General features: G+C 43.5%; 13 protein-coding genes. 6 read left to right on the top strand and 7 right to left on the bottom strand.

All coding sequences use genetic code 11. From position 1 onward, the window contains the following. Positions 1-6: 6 nt before the first annotated feature. The 7 genes from IEW93_RS03890 to IEW93_RS03860 form a co-directional block, all read right to left on the bottom strand. Complete coding sequence (locus IEW93_RS03890; protein WP_188737120.1) at positions 7-558, bottom strand: AraC family transcriptional regulator; 552 nt, start codon at positions 556-558, stop codon at positions 7-9. Positions 559-623: 65 nt separating this feature from the next. Continuing rightward, positions 624-1,778, bottom strand: a complete 1,155-nt coding sequence (locus IEW93_RS03885; protein ID WP_229706602.1) for a DUF3570 domain-containing protein — start codon at positions 1,776-1,778, stop codon at positions 624-626. Further along, on the bottom strand, positions 1,765-2,025 hold the full coding sequence (locus IEW93_RS03880) for a DUF4266 domain-containing protein (protein WP_188737361.1): 261 nt from the start codon (positions 2,023-2,025) through the stop codon (positions 1,765-1,767). The genes IEW93_RS03885 and IEW93_RS03880 overlap by 14 nt, the downstream gene beginning before the upstream one ends. A 7-nt stretch (positions 2,026-2,032) precedes the next feature. Next, positions 2,033-2,551 (bottom strand): TlpA family protein disulfide reductase, encoded by a 519-nt coding sequence (locus IEW93_RS03875; RefSeq protein WP_188737117.1) that lies wholly within the window; start codon positions 2,549-2,551, stop codon positions 2,033-2,035. 57 nt (positions 2,552-2,608) lie between these two features. Beyond that, the gene (locus IEW93_RS03870) at positions 2,609-3,271 is read right to left on the bottom strand and encodes an outer membrane beta-barrel domain-containing protein (protein WP_223419759.1); all 663 of its coding nucleotides are present in this window, start codon (positions 3,269-3,271) and stop codon (positions 2,609-2,611) included. Further along, positions 3,241-3,981 carry an outer membrane beta-barrel protein gene (locus IEW93_RS03865; protein WP_188737115.1) on the bottom strand — a complete coding sequence of 247 codons (741 nt, stop codon included), beginning with the start codon at positions 3,979-3,981 and terminating at the stop codon, positions 3,241-3,243. Before IEW93_RS03865 ends, IEW93_RS03870 begins: the two co-directional genes overlap by 31 nt. A gap of 55 nt (positions 3,982-4,036) precedes the next feature. Further along, a complete protein-coding gene (locus IEW93_RS03860) occupies positions 4,037-6,694 on the bottom strand; it encodes an HzsA-related protein (RefSeq protein WP_188737113.1) in 2,658 nt (885 codons plus the stop codon). Positions 6,695-7,081: 387 nt separating this feature from the next. On the opposite strand from IEW93_RS03860, the gene IEW93_RS03855 reads away from it, so the two are divergent. The 6 genes from IEW93_RS03855 (at position 7,082) to IEW93_RS03825 (ending at position 16,465) form a co-directional block, all read left to right on the top strand. Beyond that, positions 7,082-8,290, top strand: coding sequence for a hypothetical protein (locus IEW93_RS03855; protein WP_229706598.1), 1,209 nt, complete (start codon positions 7,082-7,084; stop codon positions 8,288-8,290). A gap of 2 nt (positions 8,291-8,292) precedes the next feature. Then, positions 8,293-10,731, top strand: coding sequence for a LamG domain-containing protein (locus IEW93_RS03850; protein WP_229706596.1), 2,439 nt, complete (start codon positions 8,293-8,295; stop codon positions 10,729-10,731). A 103-nt stretch (positions 10,732-10,834) separates the two neighbouring features. Then, complete coding sequence (locus tag IEW93_RS03845) at positions 10,835-12,412, top strand: general secretion pathway protein GspF (protein WP_188737108.1); 1,578 nt, start codon at positions 10,835-10,837, stop codon at positions 12,410-12,412. Positions 12,413-13,496: 1,084 nt separating this feature from the next. Continuing rightward, on the top strand, positions 13,497-13,985 hold the full coding sequence (locus tag IEW93_RS03835) for a hypothetical protein (protein ID WP_188737104.1): 489 nt from the start codon (positions 13,497-13,499) through the stop codon (positions 13,983-13,985). Positions 13,986-14,225: 240 nt separating this feature from the next. After that, the gene (locus IEW93_RS03830; RefSeq protein WP_188737102.1) at positions 14,226-15,764 is read left to right on the top strand and encodes a transposase; all 1,539 of its coding nucleotides are present in this window, start codon (positions 14,226-14,228) and stop codon (positions 15,762-15,764) included. A 218-nt stretch (positions 15,765-15,982) separates the two neighbouring features. Next, positions 15,983-16,465, top strand: a complete 483-nt coding sequence (locus IEW93_RS03825) for a hypothetical protein (RefSeq protein ID WP_188737100.1) — start codon at positions 15,983-15,985, stop codon at positions 16,463-16,465. Positions 16,466-16,607: the final 142 nt, after the last annotated feature.

Here is a 16,607-nt window from a genome sequence, read left to right as displayed (position 1 = left end):
TATGGTTTACAGAACCCATTGTTCGACTTTGATATCAGCACGATAGCTTGATTCGCTGTCTTCAACTTTTAGCTCAATCATCACGGTTTCATCGTCTTTATCGAAGTTGTGAGTGATCGCGCGTTGCACTGTGCGACCTTCTGGATCTTTACCAGTAAAAATGGCAGTTAGCAGGTGCGGGCCTGTTTTGATATTACCCAAGTAAATACGTTGAATGCCGCCTTGTTCTAATGCTTTTCGTTGACGTTCGGTATACAAAAAACCGCTGACATTATTGTCGTCAATTTTAAGTTCTACACTGTCAAGTTTAAGAAAACGCCCTACATCAACCGACACGAACACCGCAATTTGAGTGCTGGCTGGAAACAGTAAATCTTCTTCTAAAATAAACAAATCGCGATTGAGCTTTAACACCTGACTTTTAATGTCTTCAAGCTCTGATGCCAGTGCGCCATTACTGTCTTGAGCATGTACAGGTACAGACAACAAGCCTATCAGTAGCGTTGTTAGAGCAAAGATACGGAGTAAAAAAGCACAAAAGTTATGCGCGATAGTCATATGGTTAAGGCCCTGGTAAATGCGTTGTAGGTTCATTTTTTTATCAATAAAGTTAACTATAAACATTAAAAATACACGCTAACAAAGGCGCGGATCACATTGGCCGAAAAGCCATAAAAGGGTTCGTTACCGACTCCGCCTTCTGCATTAGGGTTCCTAAAGTTATTGTATTGAAAATCAATATAATCCCATTGTAAGGAGGCCTCAGAGCGAGTGTCGGCAAATGACATTGATGCCGGCAGTAGGTAAGTTATCCCTAAACCATAAGTCACATCACTAAAATCACTTAACTCTTTGTCGCGCGCCATGTAATTTTGTGCGTCACGGTAGGGGAATAAATCGCTGTAAAATTCTGCTTGAGTTTGTTGGTAGTAACGCACTTTAAGTTCGAGTTCTAAACTGTCACCTAGCGGGTGCCTGTAGCCTACTTCAACATCGCTGGCGGTAATTTCCCAACTGTCGTTAAAATGGCGGTAGTGAAAAAACAGCGCCGCGCGGTAAGGTAAAAAGTAACTGGCCGACAATTTTGCCGCAAACGAATTGCGGGTTTCAGGGTAGACTTCGGCTTGATAACCCACGCCAGATGGAATGCTGTTGTCGACATAGCGCACGGTGCGGTAAGGATTATTTAAATAACCACTGTCGGCAATCGCTTCAAGGTTGAGGCTAGCGGTGAAGTTGCGGGTTAAAATTTGATTGATGCCTGCACGAATACGGTATTGCTCACTTTGCTCTTCAAAAATATCGTCGCCATTGCGTTTAATTTCGTTATCGCCGTACGATAAACCCAAATTAAGATTGGTTAAGTCGCCAAAGGTGTCTTGCGACACATTAATGCTAAATGACTGGGCTAAATAATCGTCTTCATTGCTTTGACGCAAATTAAGTGACATTAAGGTTTTGTCGTGCAGGTATTCAACGCCAACCTGGCCTTCGTGGCGTTTTTCAGTGTATGGGCTGGCGGTACTGATCACATCAACAGAGGCTGATGAAATGCTGTCCAAGTAATAGTAAGCGGTAATAGCGACCGATTCAGAGGCTTTTTTTCGCAGCATCACTGACGGACCATCAATGGTCATGCCGCCACCTTCATAGCTGTGATACAGCACATCAGCGCGGTCAGGGTCGAGCACTGCTGCTTGAGCCATTAAGCTAGTTAACCCCAGGCATATTGCCGCGAAGAGTTTGACGCTGTTATTAAACCATTTAGTTACAACCACAACCACCTCCTCCGGTGCCTTCAGCGCCACGAGCTGATTCACGGCCTTCAAGTACGTGAGCCACATGCATACTGGCGCTTGGGTGACGATTCATGCGCATGATTGGGTCAGCTAGATTTTGGCGCTCGTAGGGCTTAACCCAGGGTTCAATGCCCATGCTCGAGCAACCACTAAGTCCAATAAGGCTGAGTAGCGCGATGCCTTTAAGCGACAAGGCGGTGAGGCGAGGTGATAAGGTGGATGTCATCATCGATTTACTCTCTGATCAGCTGTTTAATGGCGGCGGCGTATTTTTTTTCATAACCATCTTGATAACCTTGAAACACAAAACGCACTTTACCGTTGCGATCAATCATCACTGTGGTTGGCATGGCTTCAACTTGGTATGTTTTAGACAAGGAGTTAGTTTGGTCAAAAAAGATTGAGAAGCTCAAATCAAGATCGGCTAAAAAGTCTTTGCCTGCCTGGTTTTCTTGCTCAACGTTGACGCCCCACACTTGCACGCCTAGGTCTCGATATTTGTCTTGTAACTTTTGCAGTACCGGCATTTCTTTACGGCAAGGTCCGCACCAGGATGCCCAAAAGTTGATTAAGATTATCTCACCGCGTTGTTCGGTTAAGTTAAGGTTAGTACCTTGTTGGTTTTTTAAGGTGAAGTCGGGTGCAGTGTCACCAATAGTGAGAGCATGAGCCTGCATCGACATTACCTGCATAGCCAAAAGTAATGCCCCTAAGGCAATAAGACATTTACCGCTTAATCGACTGAACAACATTGTATTTCCTTATTAGTTTTTTTCTGCTTTTGTTACTGTTTTTGCTGAGCAATAAATTTAAAAATAAAACGACACACCGGTGGCAAAATTCAAGTTGTGCGTGGTTTTAGATTCGCCAGTGACCTCAGTGTTAAACAAATAATCACTCATGCTTAAGTCCCATGCTATCCAGTCGGTTAAAAACACCCGATAGTTGGCGGTTAAGTTAACGGTAAATTGCTCGTCACCGGCAAACTCAGTATTGCCGCCACCTAGTTCAATTGAAAACACACTGTTAAACACTGTGTCTTTACTGAAAAATATTTCACCAGGTAGCAAGTTATAGCCAATGTTTAAGCCGTAATACGTTAACTCTCGCTCTGCATCGGTTAACAGCGGCGCTGCATTGGCGAGTTTTTCAAAACTGGTTTCACCGGCTTTAGCCTGAGCATAACGGGCTTTAACATAAAAATGCTCGCTAATGTGATAGCCAAGATGCGCACTCACCCAAGGGCTAGATTCAAAATCTTCAATCGACATGATGCCGCCTTGAATTCCGACTTCAAAATTTTCAGTGTCGAGCACATCGTCGAGTACATCTCGGCGCTCTACATCTGCTTTAACTGTGGTGGCAGTATCGTCAGCAGCAAAAGCGACTGAACTTGGTGTTAATGCGGTCAATGCCAAGGCACTGGCGGTCAATAACGGCATTAAAAAAATACGCTGAATCCTATTTTCCATGTTTGGATCTCTTCATTTTCATCTCGGTCGGTTAAGGCTATCGAGAGTTTGTATTCGGCGCGTAATATAAAATTACGGGCAAGGTGATATTTAACGCCAGCGGCGGCGCTCATTAGTGTACTACGACGTGATTCTGTGTCAGCTAATACACTGTGCGGTTCGGTATTAATGACTCCAGCGCCAACGCCTAGGTAGGGTACAACTAGCCAATCGGGTATTGGGTGACTGAGTAACATGACTTCAAATACATCGCTGTCAGAGATGCTGCCTAAGGCTTTACCCGCCGATAATTCGGCGCTAAAAACTGGGGTAAAAGCATAACCTGCAAACAGGTTGTAAAAATTAGCGCCTTCTAGGTCGCCGTACATTACGCCTGCTTCAAATTGACGGTTTATCACGTCTTGTTCTGTGATTTGTGTGGTGTTTATGGCTTGACCGTTTTGAGATAGGCCTAATAAATCATCCTCATGAAACCAGCCTTCAATGCCGCGTTTGTCTTTTACTTTTATCCAGGCAGTACGTTTAAGTAATACGCTGACTATTTCATTTTTTTCAATGACAGATACCACTGGATAACCCGCACTCGGGCCTGATCTGAGTTCAACAAAAGGCACCTCAATACGTAAGTTTGGGTTGTCGTTAGCCTGCAATATTGGGCTTAAGCACAATAGTGTCAGTAGCAGGCAAATGTTGCGTATAGTAGTCAGCATAGTTCCCTTTAATAAAGTCTTTTGAGTTCAACGTATTGTTTGCGCTGTGCTTTACTCAATCCTGCGAATAAAATGGCGTGTTGTAATATTGCGCGCCTATGTCTAACCATTCGTTGATCAGCTTTAACTCGTCAGCAGACAACATATTTTGGTGAGTGGTGTTATTCATCACCTCAAAAAAATCACTACTAGAACGAGCGCCATTCGACGACAATATTGCAGGCACATTGACCGTTGTAAGCACCGGAATAGGGTTTCCATCTGCGTCAAGGATCAGCTCGCCATTGCTGTCGACTTGGTAAACTACGTTGCCATCTGCATCAAGTACTTCAACTAATCTGTCGATTAAAATGCCGTCGACTTCTTCTTGTTCTACATCGTTAAACAGCAACTCGCGGTACGAGGTTAAGTGTGCGGCTTCGTCTGTTGATACTGTGTTTGCTAATGACAGTTGCCCTGCGGGAACTTGCGTGACGCCGTCGGTATCGACAATATTGTGGCAACTGGTACAGGTATTGTCGGCAATGATCATTTGAGTTGCTGTGTCGACAACAGGCCTTGCAAGATCCCACAGAGGTTGAATGTGCTCAACATAATTGATTTGTATGCGGCAGTATGCGGTCCAGTTATCAAAGCATTCGCTGCCGGTTGGAGCTGGCGTGGCTAAATTAGCGTAACTGTATTCGACACTTGGATTGACTGTCGATAAAGCCGGATTGGTCCATATGTCGGTGTATTTTATGCTGGCGCTAAGTTCTGCTAGGCCATTAACCATTTCATCGGCTTCGGCCATGGTTTGGCCTTGTTCTGGAATAATATTACTGCTGGCATTGGGGTAGGCAAAACCACCTACCGCGCCAGGGTTAATACTGGCAGCTTGGGCGTCTAATCGGCCATGAGGTAATTGGCTGTTGGCGGTATGGCAACCCACACACTCTAACGTTTCACCTGGTTTGAGTGTAATCCATTGGCGATGACGGCCGCCGATACGCTGGCCATTAATATCTAACACGCTGATGGCGAGCGGTACGTTTGCAGGCACCTTTATTTTAACCGAGCCATCGGGTTGAATTGGGCTATAGCCAACAATTTCGCGCATAAGTTGGTTGTTGCTGCGCCCAAAATCTGTGTTAGGAATATCGCGAACGTCATCTGGTGGCATAGGCACACCACGAACAACACGTAAAAAACGCGCTGGTAAATTTGCCGCAGGTGTTTGTGTTGGGTCACTTAAACGACTGATGCCGCCAGCATTGGCTGTGCTGTCTGTGCCGTCAAAGTCATACACACTACGAATGTGGATTGATCCCGCTAACGCTTGGCTGAGCTGTGAGTCGAGTTCATTACCGACTACTTTATCGGCAATAAAGGTTTTAGACTGCGAGCTTGGTTGCAATACCACTGACTCAGTTAACACGGTACCTTGGGTGGTTGTGGCGACTAGCTGTTGAGTATTTTTGGCATTATCGAGTAGCCATAATTCATATAAGGCATCAGCTTGAACTAGGTTTTCATCGGCCAGTTGCTCTGCAGTTAATTGGCCACAAGCACGGATAATATCATTGACCACAACACGGCATAAATCCCAGCTCATTAAGTAACGTTGGCTCGAGTCTGGCAGTGGAAACAAATGATTTAATCGACCGGTGAGTGCCAAATCGGTTGAGAATGAAAAGTTAAAGTCGGCCAGTTCAACGTCAGTAATGGCATCGCCCTCGGCTCCTGATGTGGCTGTTGCTTGCTGTGCATCAATATAGTCATCAATATTAATTAGCACTGGGCGTTTTTGGATTACGCTATCATCTTGTGAGGTTAACAAGATTAAAATTTCGCCGCTCGGTAGCTGCTGTGGCTTAATAAAGTCAATTGACTCGGTTTGAGCATCTAAATTAAGTTGATGCGAATGCCAGCCAAACACCAGTTCATTATCTGTTCCATCGGGATTCATGCGGTATAAGTTCACCCCATGGTCGGCGCCCATCCTGTCCCATCTGCTGTATAAAATTTGCCCACTTTGCAATACTAAAGGATAAAAATCGTGGCTGAGATTAAACGTAAGTTGCTTAATGGCGCTGCCGTCTGGGTCCATTACATGGATGTTAAATGTTTCATTAGAGCTGCTTTCATCGAGTGCAGTGTATTGTGGTTTACCTTCATCGAGCAAAATAGCCCGTGATAAACGCTGGCGAGTTGAGGCAAACACAATTCTGCCGTCGGGCAAAAAGCTTGGCATAAGGTCGTCGCCTTGCTCTGCGGTCACATCACTGGTTATTACGCGTTCTAATGTTTCAGTGGCAACCGTGTAACGCCAAATGTTCCATGTAGGCTGCTCATCGTCGTCTACACCTTCAATTTCAGGTGCTCTAATCGCCATTAGCATTTGCTGGCCGTCGTCTGAAACGGAAAGATCGCGGATATCAATGAGCTGATCTTCACCGAATAAAGTGGCGGTTAAATTGGTGGTAGGTGAATCGGCAAAGGCATTGCGTTTGATTAATAATTGCGCGCCGGGATTAAAACGGGCGGGGTTGAGTGTTTCAAATTGTGCCGTTGTCTCGTCGACTGCGACTAAGTTGCGCTCGATATAGGCCACCGGATATTCCACAAGAACAGGATCAGGTTGCTCATCTTTAATGGCTGTTTCAGTATTACATCCTAGTAACAATGTGATTACTGTAAACAGGATTATGTTATAGCCTGATATCGGCCTCATGTGTTTTCCTTAACCGTTTATTCTTGTTATTTGGGCATGAGTCTAACCCGGCGATGCTTGACATTATTGCCTTGTAGGCTCAGTGTTTCAACACTTTTTATTAAATAGTTGCAATACTTTTTTTTGACGCTTGGGGGCACTTTTTTGACGTCAAGTAATTGGCTGGGAGTGTCAAAAAAATTAACAAAATAAATACTTTTATTGTGCTGCATTGAATGCTTTAATCAGCAGCAAAGAACAACCTAATTGTTTAAAAAATATTCCATTAGGCACCACAAGGCCAACGTCATTTTTTTGCAAGGCAGTTAAGTGTGACAAGGAGAGAGTATGAAGGAGCGGCTTCGTACGATAAAAAGCCTCAGCTTATTATCTTATTTGGGAACAATCATGTCAGTTAAGCATGTTATTAATTTATTGACGCTTGGGGCGTTAAGCTTATTGTCGGTGAATGCATGTGCCGGCAGTTTAGAGCAAGCAAAACAATTACACGACCGTATTGCCGGTGTTGCTGCCTCTGAGGCTACGTTGCTGAGTATGGCTGCGTTATTGGATGATGGAAAACCTATTGAAGCTGCCTATCTTGCTATGGAAACCCCTGCATTTTACTCCACCACACTTAAGTTATTTGCCACACCTTGGACTAACATTGACCAAGATATTTTTGCGCCATTAAATGACTATTCGGCCACTGTGATTGGGGCCGTGCGAGACGATGTTGATTTTAGAGAAATCTTGCAAGCTGACATGGTGTATGTGGGCAATAACAGTTTAAATTTACCTGCTTATAATCGTAATAACAACGATCACTATCAGGCCTTGGAAGATCAATTTATTGATTTAAAAGATGGGCTTGAGCGCACCACTCAATCGAGTTTAAATGGGTTGCCTTCATCAGCCACTGCCGGTGTGTTAACCAGCAGAGCGGCCGCCAAAGAGTTCTTTTATTTGGGGACAAACCGAGCGATGTTTCGATTTACCTTAATGAACCATTTGTGCACCGATTTAGAACCACTAAAAGACAATACTCGTCCAACAGATCGTATTCGCCAAGATGTGAGCCGTAGCCCTGGTGGCGATAGCCGTTTGTTTATTAATAACTGTTCAAGTTGTCACAGTGGTATGGATCCTTTAGCCCAGGCGTTTGCTTACTATCAATATGAGTTTAACCTCGAGCAAGACCCTACTGGGGAGAATGGGGCCATTGCCTACAATACCAGTGGTCAAACTGACCCTGATACCGGCACTCGCGTTCAGGGTAAATATCATATTAACTCAACCAGTTTTCCTTATGGGTTTGCGACGCCAAACGATGATTGGCAAAACTACTGGCGTGAAGGACCTAACCAAAAATTAGGCTGGGACAGTGGTTTACCCGGCCAGGGCAGTGGTGCTAAGTCGCTAGGTCAAGAATTGGCAAATAGCCATGCTTTTGCTCAATGTCAGGTTAAAAAGGTATTTAAGTCAGTATGTTTGCGTGACGCAGAAAGCCAAGCCGATATTGCACAAATTAGCGCAACTACAGCCTCATTTAAGCAGAATGCTTATCAACTTAAGCGAGTATTTGCCGAAATTGGCAACTACTGCATGGGAGAATAAACATGAAGCATTTACTGTTTAAACGCCTTGTTTTTGTCTCATTGTTTTTGGGCTTAAGTGCCTGTGGTGGTGGTGATGTTGAAGAAAATCCGCCAACTGAGCAAACTCCTACATCTGATGTGTATACCGGGCCTGCAGCGGCAACGGCCGATATTCAAAAATACAAATCTTCGCTTTGGGACAATATTTCCACGCAAGATAAATGCGGAGCTTGCCACACTGAAGGTAGTCAGGCGCCTTATTTTGCTAGCCGTAATGATGTTAACGATGCTTATGCAGCAACAAACCCTTTAGTTGATTTAACCGACCCTAAAGTGTCGCGTTTGGTGACTAAGGTTGCAGGTGGCCATAATTGCTGGCTTGCCAGTGACTCTGCTTGTGGCGAAACCATGACTCAATGGATAAAATTGTGGGCCGACGAGCGTGTCAGTACGGCTAATACCATTGAGTTAACCGCACCGGTTATTCGCGACCCCGGTGCGAGCAAAAGCTTTCCAGATGACAGTAGTTTGTTTAGTCAGCATGTTTACCCACTGCTGAATCAATATTGTGTCTCTTGCCATAACGAAGGTGTGCCAGCTGCACAGTCGCCGTTTTTTGCCAGTAATGACATTGATGTGGCTTATGAAGCGGCAAAAAGCGTCATTAACTTAGATGAGCCGGCCTTATCAAGGCTTGTTGTGCGTTTAGGATCTGAGTTTCATAATTGTTGGAGTCAATGTGTCGACGACAGTATTGAAATGCGCGATGCCATTATGGCTTTGAGTGATGGCATTGAGCTTGATGAAGTCTCGCCTGATATGGTGGTATCTAAATCGTTGCGTTTAACCGACGGTATTACTGCATCAAGCGGTGGGCGTTTTGAAACCGACGTGATTGCACTTTATCAATTTAAAACGGGTGAGGGCACCATTGCATATGATACATCGGGCATCTCTCCTGCTGCTAATTTAACCCTCAGCGGCGATGTAGACTGGCTAGGTAGTTGGGGGTTGTCGTTTACTAATGGTAAAGCCCAAGCGAGTACCGCAAACAGCAAAAAATTACATGATTTAATTACCGCGACAGGGGAGTTTTCGGTCGAAGCTTGGGTAACGCCTAATAATGTCACTCAAGAAGGACCAGCCCGCATCGTTACTTATTCAGCAGGCGACGACGCACGTAACTTTACCCTTGGGCAAACACTCTATAATTATGATTTTATGCTGCAAACTGACGCATCAAACAGTAATGGAGAGCCTGCATTAAGCACCCCTGATGCCGATGAAGTATTGCAAGCCACTTTGCAACATGTGGTGATGACTTATAACGCTACTGATGGTCGCCGTATTTATGTGAACGGTCAGCTAATTGATGTAGTGGATGAAGATATTGCGCCATTAGCCAACTGGGATGACAGCTTTGCACTCATTTTAGGCCGCGAAGCGTCTAATCAACATGTGTGGCAAGGCGATATTCGTTTATTAGCCATATATAATCGTGTATTAACATCTGAACAAGTACAGCAAAATTATGAGGTTGGTGTAGGCGAAAAGTTCTTTTTACTGTTCTCGATAAGCCATTTAGTTGACCTGCCTAATACTTACGTGATGTTTGAAGTGAGTCAGTTTGATAATTACAGTTATTTGTTTAGTAATGCCGCCATTGTCAACATTGATGGCACGCCTGTGAGCACCGGGTTTGACGTAAAAGGATTACGCATCGGGATTAACGGTAAAGAAAGTGCGCAAGGTCAGTCTTATGTTAATTTGGATTTGTCACTTTCGGCAGGGCAAGACATTGCTGAGCCCTTTTCAATCTCGGCACTTGGCACCATTATCGCGCTCGAAAAAGGGGTTAATCAGGACGAGTTTTTCTTAACATTTGAGCAATTAGGCGAGCATACCAATGTGGTATTACCTAGCGTATTTGTTACTCCCTCAGAGGTGCCTGCGAGCACTGAGTCTGCGCAAATTGGTGTGCGTAATTTTGCTGAGATTAATCACAGCATGAGTGCATTAACTGGAGTGTCTCAACAATCGACTAAAGTGTTTGACACCTATGAGCTGGTTAAACGTCAACTGCCCAGTATTGAAAACATTGAAACCTTTATTTCAGCGCAGCAGATGGGTATTACCCAATTAGCGATTGCTTACTGCGACTCGGCAATTGAAGATAATACAATTCGAGGAAATTGGTTCCCTGATGTTGATTTTACCGCTGTGCCTGGTGAGGCATTGAGCACTGCTCAGAGGGGCAATTTACTGAACCCGTTAATTAATCAATTAATGCCGTTATCATTGAGCAATCAGCCTAATCAAAGTGCTATTTATGCCGAGCTAGACAGCTTAGTTTCTGGTTTGTCTGTGTGCAGTGGTACCTGCGATGCTGAGCGCACAAGAACGATTGCCAAATCGACATGTGCAGCGGTACTTGCTAGTGCCGTGATGCTAGTGCAATAGGAGCTGCTGATGACATACTTACTACCCAGTGTGCAACTAATGTTACCGCCATTGATATTCGCAGCCGATGTGAGTGTAAAACCGATACAACAAGGAAACAACAATGACTAGACCAAAGCATTTTCACCCAGACAGTCCATTGTTGTTTGCTGATCACCGTAAACCGATGACTCGTCGTGAGTTTATTTCAACGGGCTTATACAAAGGCGGTGCCGCTGTGGCGGGCTTATCTTTGTTTAGCATGTTTGCTAGCCCTAACAATGCTCATGCCGCTTTATCGCCAGATCTTGAGGCATTAAGGGGCTCCTGTGGTATTAGCGTGCAGGGGGCAGGCAAAATTCCGTTTATTAGTTTTGATTTAGCGGGCGGTGCCAATATTGCAGGTTCTAACGTATTAGTTGGCGGTGCTGGCGGTCAGCAAGATTTTCTATCTACAGCGGGTTATAACAAGCTAGGCTTACCCGGTGATATGGCGCCCTCTATCGCTAATCCAAATGCAGGTATGTCTGATTTTATTAATACTGACTTAGGCTTAGCATTTCATTCTGACTCGGCGTTTTTACGTGGTATTTTAGAAAAAGTGTCTCCTGATACGGCATCGCGCATAAATGGTGCCGTGATCCCTAATCGTTCAGACAACGACACGGGCAATAACCCACATAACCCTATGTATGCCATTGCAGCGGCGGGCGCGAATGGTTCGTTAATGCCGTTGGTGGGCTCGCGCAATTCAGATTCGGGCGGTAATTCAATGGCGCCCACAAGCTTTATCGATTTAAGTAAGCGGCCAACTAAAATTGACCGTCCGTCAGACGTGACAGGTTTGGTGGATGTGGGGGACTTATTCAGTTTATTGTCGCAACGTGACGCTGTGGCGGTAATGGAAAGCATTCAACGTATTAGCGCGCAAAAAATGGCGGCGGTGAATACCCAGGTCACACGTGATGATGTGATTAAAGATCTGGTTAATTGTGGCTATGTGAAAAGTGCTGATTTAGCAGATCGCTTTGGTGATCCTTCAACCTTAAATCCGTTATTAGACCCTGATATTGTTGGCCCTGGTGGTATTTTTGGTATTAATGAGTTTGATTCAGAATCAGAGTTTCAAAAAACCGCGTCCATCATGAAACTAGTGGTGAATGGCTTCTCTGGCGCTGGTACCGTGACCATGGGCGGGTTTGATTATCACACTGGCGAGCGTGCAACAGGTGAGTTACGTGATTTACGTGCTGGGCGCTGTATGGGTGCATGTTTAGAGTATGCTTCACGTCGTAATATGCCGTTAATGTTATATGTATTCAGTGATGGCTCAGTTTCAAGTAATGGCCGTATTGATGACTCGATGGAAGGGCGCGGTAAAGGTGAATGGACAGGCGATAATTCGTCAACGGGAGCCTCATTCTTTTTGGTGTATAGCCCTTCAGGTAAGCCGCAGTTAATGGGCGGGACTGCCGATCAAATGGCCCAAAAACAACAGATTGGTTTTATGCGATCTGATGCCTCTGTTGATACCGCGTCGGCACCGTCTGCTAATAACGTGAATTTGTTAGTGGAAACGGTACTGCTTAATTACATGGCACTACACGGTGAACAAGGCCAATTTACCTCTGTTGCACCAGGGCAAGGATTAGGTAATGCCACTATGCTCGATTCGTTAACTGCGTTTCAACCGATAGTGTAGTTTGGCTATTTGTAAGAAAATCAAAAGACAAAGGGATTGTTGATATTGATCTAGCATGGATGCGGCTGAGTCACCTCAAATGCAAACACTTCAGTGACACGCTGCAAGTACATCCTTGTAAGCTCGGCTATCTGTGCGTTGCTGGTGGTGTATCGGATTGATGTGTAGCTAAATATTAGTTCATGGATGCGGCAGAGTTACCTCAAGTGCAAACTCTTCTGTGACACGCTGCAAGTACATCCCTGTAAGCTCGGCCATGACGTCCATGTCATGGACGGTCACAGCCGCGCTTGCACCCGAGATTCGATTTCTTCGTTGCTGGCATTGTATTGGCACAGATGCGTCGCTAAATTTTGGCTCATTGATGTGGCTGAATCACCTCGTGATCAAACACTTCTGTGACACGCTGCAAGTACATCCTTGTAAGCTCGGCCATGACGTCCATGTCATGGACGGTCACAGCTGCGCTTGCACCCGAGGCTCTATTTTTTCGTTGCTTGCTGTGTATTGGCACAGATGTGTCGCTAAATATTAGTTTATGGATGCGGTTGAATCACCTCGAGTTCAAACTCTTCTGTGACACGCAGCTTGTACATCCTTGTAAGCTCGGCTATCTGTGCGTTTATCTTAAAGTTTGATCATTTCTGTACCAAGGTGCATTTCAATGAGAGATAAACTCGGGCAAGGAGGAAACCCTTAACCCCAACAGCCACATGCTGCGCATGTGAAAAAGCCAAAAGAGTGAAAGATAAAATCAACTGGGACACTTTTATATGATACGCACTGTTTTTATGTACAGTTATAATGGGATTTCATCGATTTACAACTAAAAAACGATTTAAAATCGTTCTTTAGTTGTATCGTATTAAAAATAGAAAAACCGTAATCATCTGATTTTATTGGATTTAATTTTTAGTGTACTGAGCCAAAATTCTACTTTACGCGCAAGCTCGGTTTGTTTTTGTCTGTTAGGCACAATTAATTGCTTTGCTTCAATAAGATAGCAAATGTAGGATGTTAATAATCAATAAGTTAAAGGGCGACTTTAATTTTCATTTGCCCTTCAATAAGCTGTTATATTTTTATGATAAATCGAGTTTTAATTGCATTTTTAATTATTTTTTCAGGAGCACTTAATGCAAGTGTTCAATTGAATTTTAAGTTTTTGCCACCGAGTAAAATCACCTATGAGGTGAATATACCGTATCCATTCGGGGCGACAAAATTAGAGTTCTACCCAACAACTGATTCATCCAGAACGCTTAAAAAGCTAAGAATTTCTACAGCTAACCATGGTTGGATAACTCCAAATATTGAGGCGTTAAAAAAAGAGACGTCAGTACAAGTAAAAGATATTGAATTTATTATAAAAGATTCTGCTTTGAATGAAGATGGCAGTCCTAAATATTTTGAGTTTAATATCTATTACGGAGCTCCAAATAAGTTTGATTGTAATGGTAGAGCTGAGTATGTCCCAAATAGTAAATTAATTAAGGTGTATGCTGACGGTTCGCTTTCAATAACTGAAGATAGAAGTTATTTTGAGTTATGCGAATCATTAAACAAAATATAACAAGCGCCTGAATTTGCTCGTAAACTCGCTCGGACAATTAACAATGGGCTATTGTCGCTGCGCTCAATAATTTTAGCCCATTGTTAAATTGCCGCTTAGGCGGGCGTTGAGGCTGTAGAATTTCTCCAAAATAGACGTTTTTAACGTCTATTTACTAAAAAACAAATTGGTTGTTTTTTGAGCTTGCGGTGTGTCGATGCCTGTGATCTAATAGATATTATTCACCTACAGTAAATTGTTATGGCCAACTACAAGCCTGACTTATCCTGCCAAAGTAAATTCATTCCCATCAATTTTTCAGAGCAAATTTTGCCTGGCACATTCGAGTATGCCCTTTGTTATATTATCGAAAATAAACTCGATTTATCGGGGTTTGATGCTTGGTATCACAATGATAAAACGGGGGCGGCAGCGTATTCACCAGCAGTGATGCTCAAAATTATTTTACTCGGGTATGCGCATGGGTTAATTAGCAGTCGACGCATTGCTAAGGCGTGTGAAAACAATATTTTGTTCATGAGCGTGGCGGGTGACGTTCAGCCACATTACACATCCATAGCCAGTTTTGTGGCTAAAATGCATGAACAAATAGAACCCTTATTTACGCAAGTGCTGCTGATTTGTGATGAAGAAGGGCTCATTGGCCGCAATATGTTTGCCATCGATGGTTGTAAGTTAAAGTCAAATGCGAGCAAAGAATGGAGTGGTACATTTGATGAACTTGGCCGTAAAAAAGCAAAACTAGAACGGGCAAGTAAACGCATTATTGAGCGTCATCAAGCGCAAGATGGGTTGAGTGAAGAACTCGTCACACAAGACTTAAACCAAAAAAGAAAGTTAGATAAAAGTGCGGATAAAATCACGGCATTCCTCGCATCACACCAAGAAAAAATAGGCAGCCAAGGTAAGCCTGTGAAAAGCAATATCATCGACCCTGACAGTGCAAAGATGACCACATCGAAGGGCACCATTCAAGGCTACAATGGTATTGCGATAAACGATGATAAACATCAAATTATCTTACAAGCACAAACGTGGGGTTCGGTCGGTGAGCAGCAAACACTCCAGCCAGCAGTCACGCAATTAAAACAACAACTCGATAAGCTCAATCCTGTTAACCCCTCAAGCGAGCACACCATAAAATTTACCGCAGACAGTGGCTTTAACAGTGAGGCTAATCTGGCATTTATGGCACAAAGTGGCTTTGATACCTACATCGCAGACAATCAATTTAGAAAACGAAACCCGTTGTTTCAAGAAAGTGAAACTTACGAAACCGAGGAAGAAAAACGCAGATTAAAACGACGTAATGGCAAGCCTCGATTGTTTACTTCAGATGATTTTCATTATGACGAAGCAACGCAAACTTGCCGATGTCCGGCAGGCAATGAGATGTGGCGAAGCGGCATCAATGTCAAAAGTTATCACCAAGAATACACTCGATTCTGTGGTTATTTAAAAGATTGTAAAACTTGTCCGTTGCAACAGCAATGCATGCGAAAACCGCCGATAAAAACGGGTCGGCAAGTGCAGTTTAAAAATGATGCCTCACGGAAAAAACTGAGTTACACCGACAAGATGAAAGTGAAAATAGACAGCCCAATGGGGCGGCGGCAATATAGCAAACGACTGGGCTGTATCGAACCGGTATTTGGCAATATTACGGTCAACAAAGGGATGAATAAATTGACCTTACGTGGCCAAGCCAAAGTGAATGCCCAGTGGCAACTGTACTGCCTTGTTCATAACATAGAAAAGTTGCAACACACGATGCACTAAGAAGGGGAAGCCCTTTTTACCTCAAAAAACGCTACAAACCGGCCTCAATCCCCCCTAAAGCACACTAAAAAAATCAACAAAACTGCATGCTAAATAATAATCTAAACACCACTAAATAATTGAATCAAAATATAAACTCAGATATTGTTTATTCATTAATCAAAATAAATTTAACAACGAGTAATTCTACAGGCTCGTTATACGAAAAGGAGATTCAATTGAAATCAGCGTTAATATTAATAATCGCAACGTTTTTAAGTTCTTGTGCATCACAACCAAAAAATGTCGAGTATAGTACTTCTCAGCTAGTAGGAACTTGGGAGCTAAAATTTGACGGCCGTTACCCTTACTGGTTTAGCCAAATTGGTTTCACTGAGAATGGACGTAAATGTGTATTGTCTTATGAGTTTGACTCAAAAGGCAAAGTAGACATCACTTACTACGCAAACAGATATAAAATTGAGAATGGGCATTTAATAAGTACGGTTGATTTCAGTACTACAAAATACGTTCCAAAAGGCTACGTCATCAAAGACCGAATAGATAACATTGGCGTAAATGACTTTGAGGTATTTATGGTTGGTCCATTAATGGGAAGTACTCCCGAAATACATCAGCGTTTAACAGATGTTGCTCCCGAAGAGATTTGTAAAATTGTTGATAATTTTCGTATAACAAGTCAAGCAAGAAGGACGCGCTAATGCGCGCCTCTTCTTGAGGCGTTAGCTATCAAGGATAGAGTTGTGAAATTATCAGCCATATTGTTATTAACTTTTTTATTTAGTATACAGTCAATAGCCGAAGAGTTTGATGCAAAAGCCTTTTTTGAGTCCTCAATAGAGA

The organism is Shewanella inventionis (assembly GCF_014641855.1).
GTDB classification, from domain to species: Bacteria; Pseudomonadota; Gammaproteobacteria; order Enterobacterales; family Shewanellaceae; genus Shewanella; species Shewanella inventionis.
Note: the sequence above shows the minus strand (reverse complement) of the source record. Positions and strands in the feature narration are given on the sequence as shown.

Bases quoted from the DNA above. Each gene is read 5' to 3' on its own strand.
- IEW93_RS03890 (WP_188737120.1), bottom strand. From the start codon at position 558: ATGACTATCGCGCATAACTTTTGTGCTTTTTTACTCCGTATCTTTGCT.
- IEW93_RS03880 (WP_188737361.1), bottom strand. From the start codon at position 2,025: ATGACATCCACCTTATCACCTCGCCTCACCGCCTTGTCGCTTAAAGGC.
- IEW93_RS03875 (WP_188737117.1), bottom strand. From the start codon at position 2,551: ATGTTGTTCAGTCGATTAAGCGGTAAATGTCTTATTGCCTTAGGGGCA.
- IEW93_RS03870 (WP_223419759.1), bottom strand. From the start codon at position 3,271: ATGGAAAATAGGATTCAGCGTATTTTTTTAATGCCGTTATTGACCGCC.
- IEW93_RS03865 (WP_188737115.1), bottom strand. From the start codon at position 3,981: ATGCTGACTACTATACGCAACATTTGCCTGCTACTGACACTATTGTGC.
- IEW93_RS03860 (WP_188737113.1), bottom strand. From the start codon at position 6,694: ATGAGGCCGATATCAGGCTATAACATAATCCTGTTTACAGTAATCACA.
- IEW93_RS03855 (WP_229706598.1), top strand. From the start codon at position 7,082: ATGTCAGTTAAGCATGTTATTAATTTATTGACGCTTGGGGCGTTAAGC.
- IEW93_RS03850 (WP_229706596.1), top strand. From the start codon at position 8,293: ATGAAGCATTTACTGTTTAAACGCCTTGTTTTTGTCTCATTGTTTTTG.
- IEW93_RS03845 (WP_188737108.1), top strand. From the start codon at position 10,835: ATGACTAGACCAAAGCATTTTCACCCAGACAGTCCATTGTTGTTTGCT.
- IEW93_RS03835 (WP_188737104.1), top strand. From the start codon at position 13,497: ATGATAAATCGAGTTTTAATTGCATTTTTAATTATTTTTTCAGGAGCA.
- IEW93_RS03830 (WP_188737102.1), top strand. From the start codon at position 14,226: ATGGCCAACTACAAGCCTGACTTATCCTGCCAAAGTAAATTCATTCCC.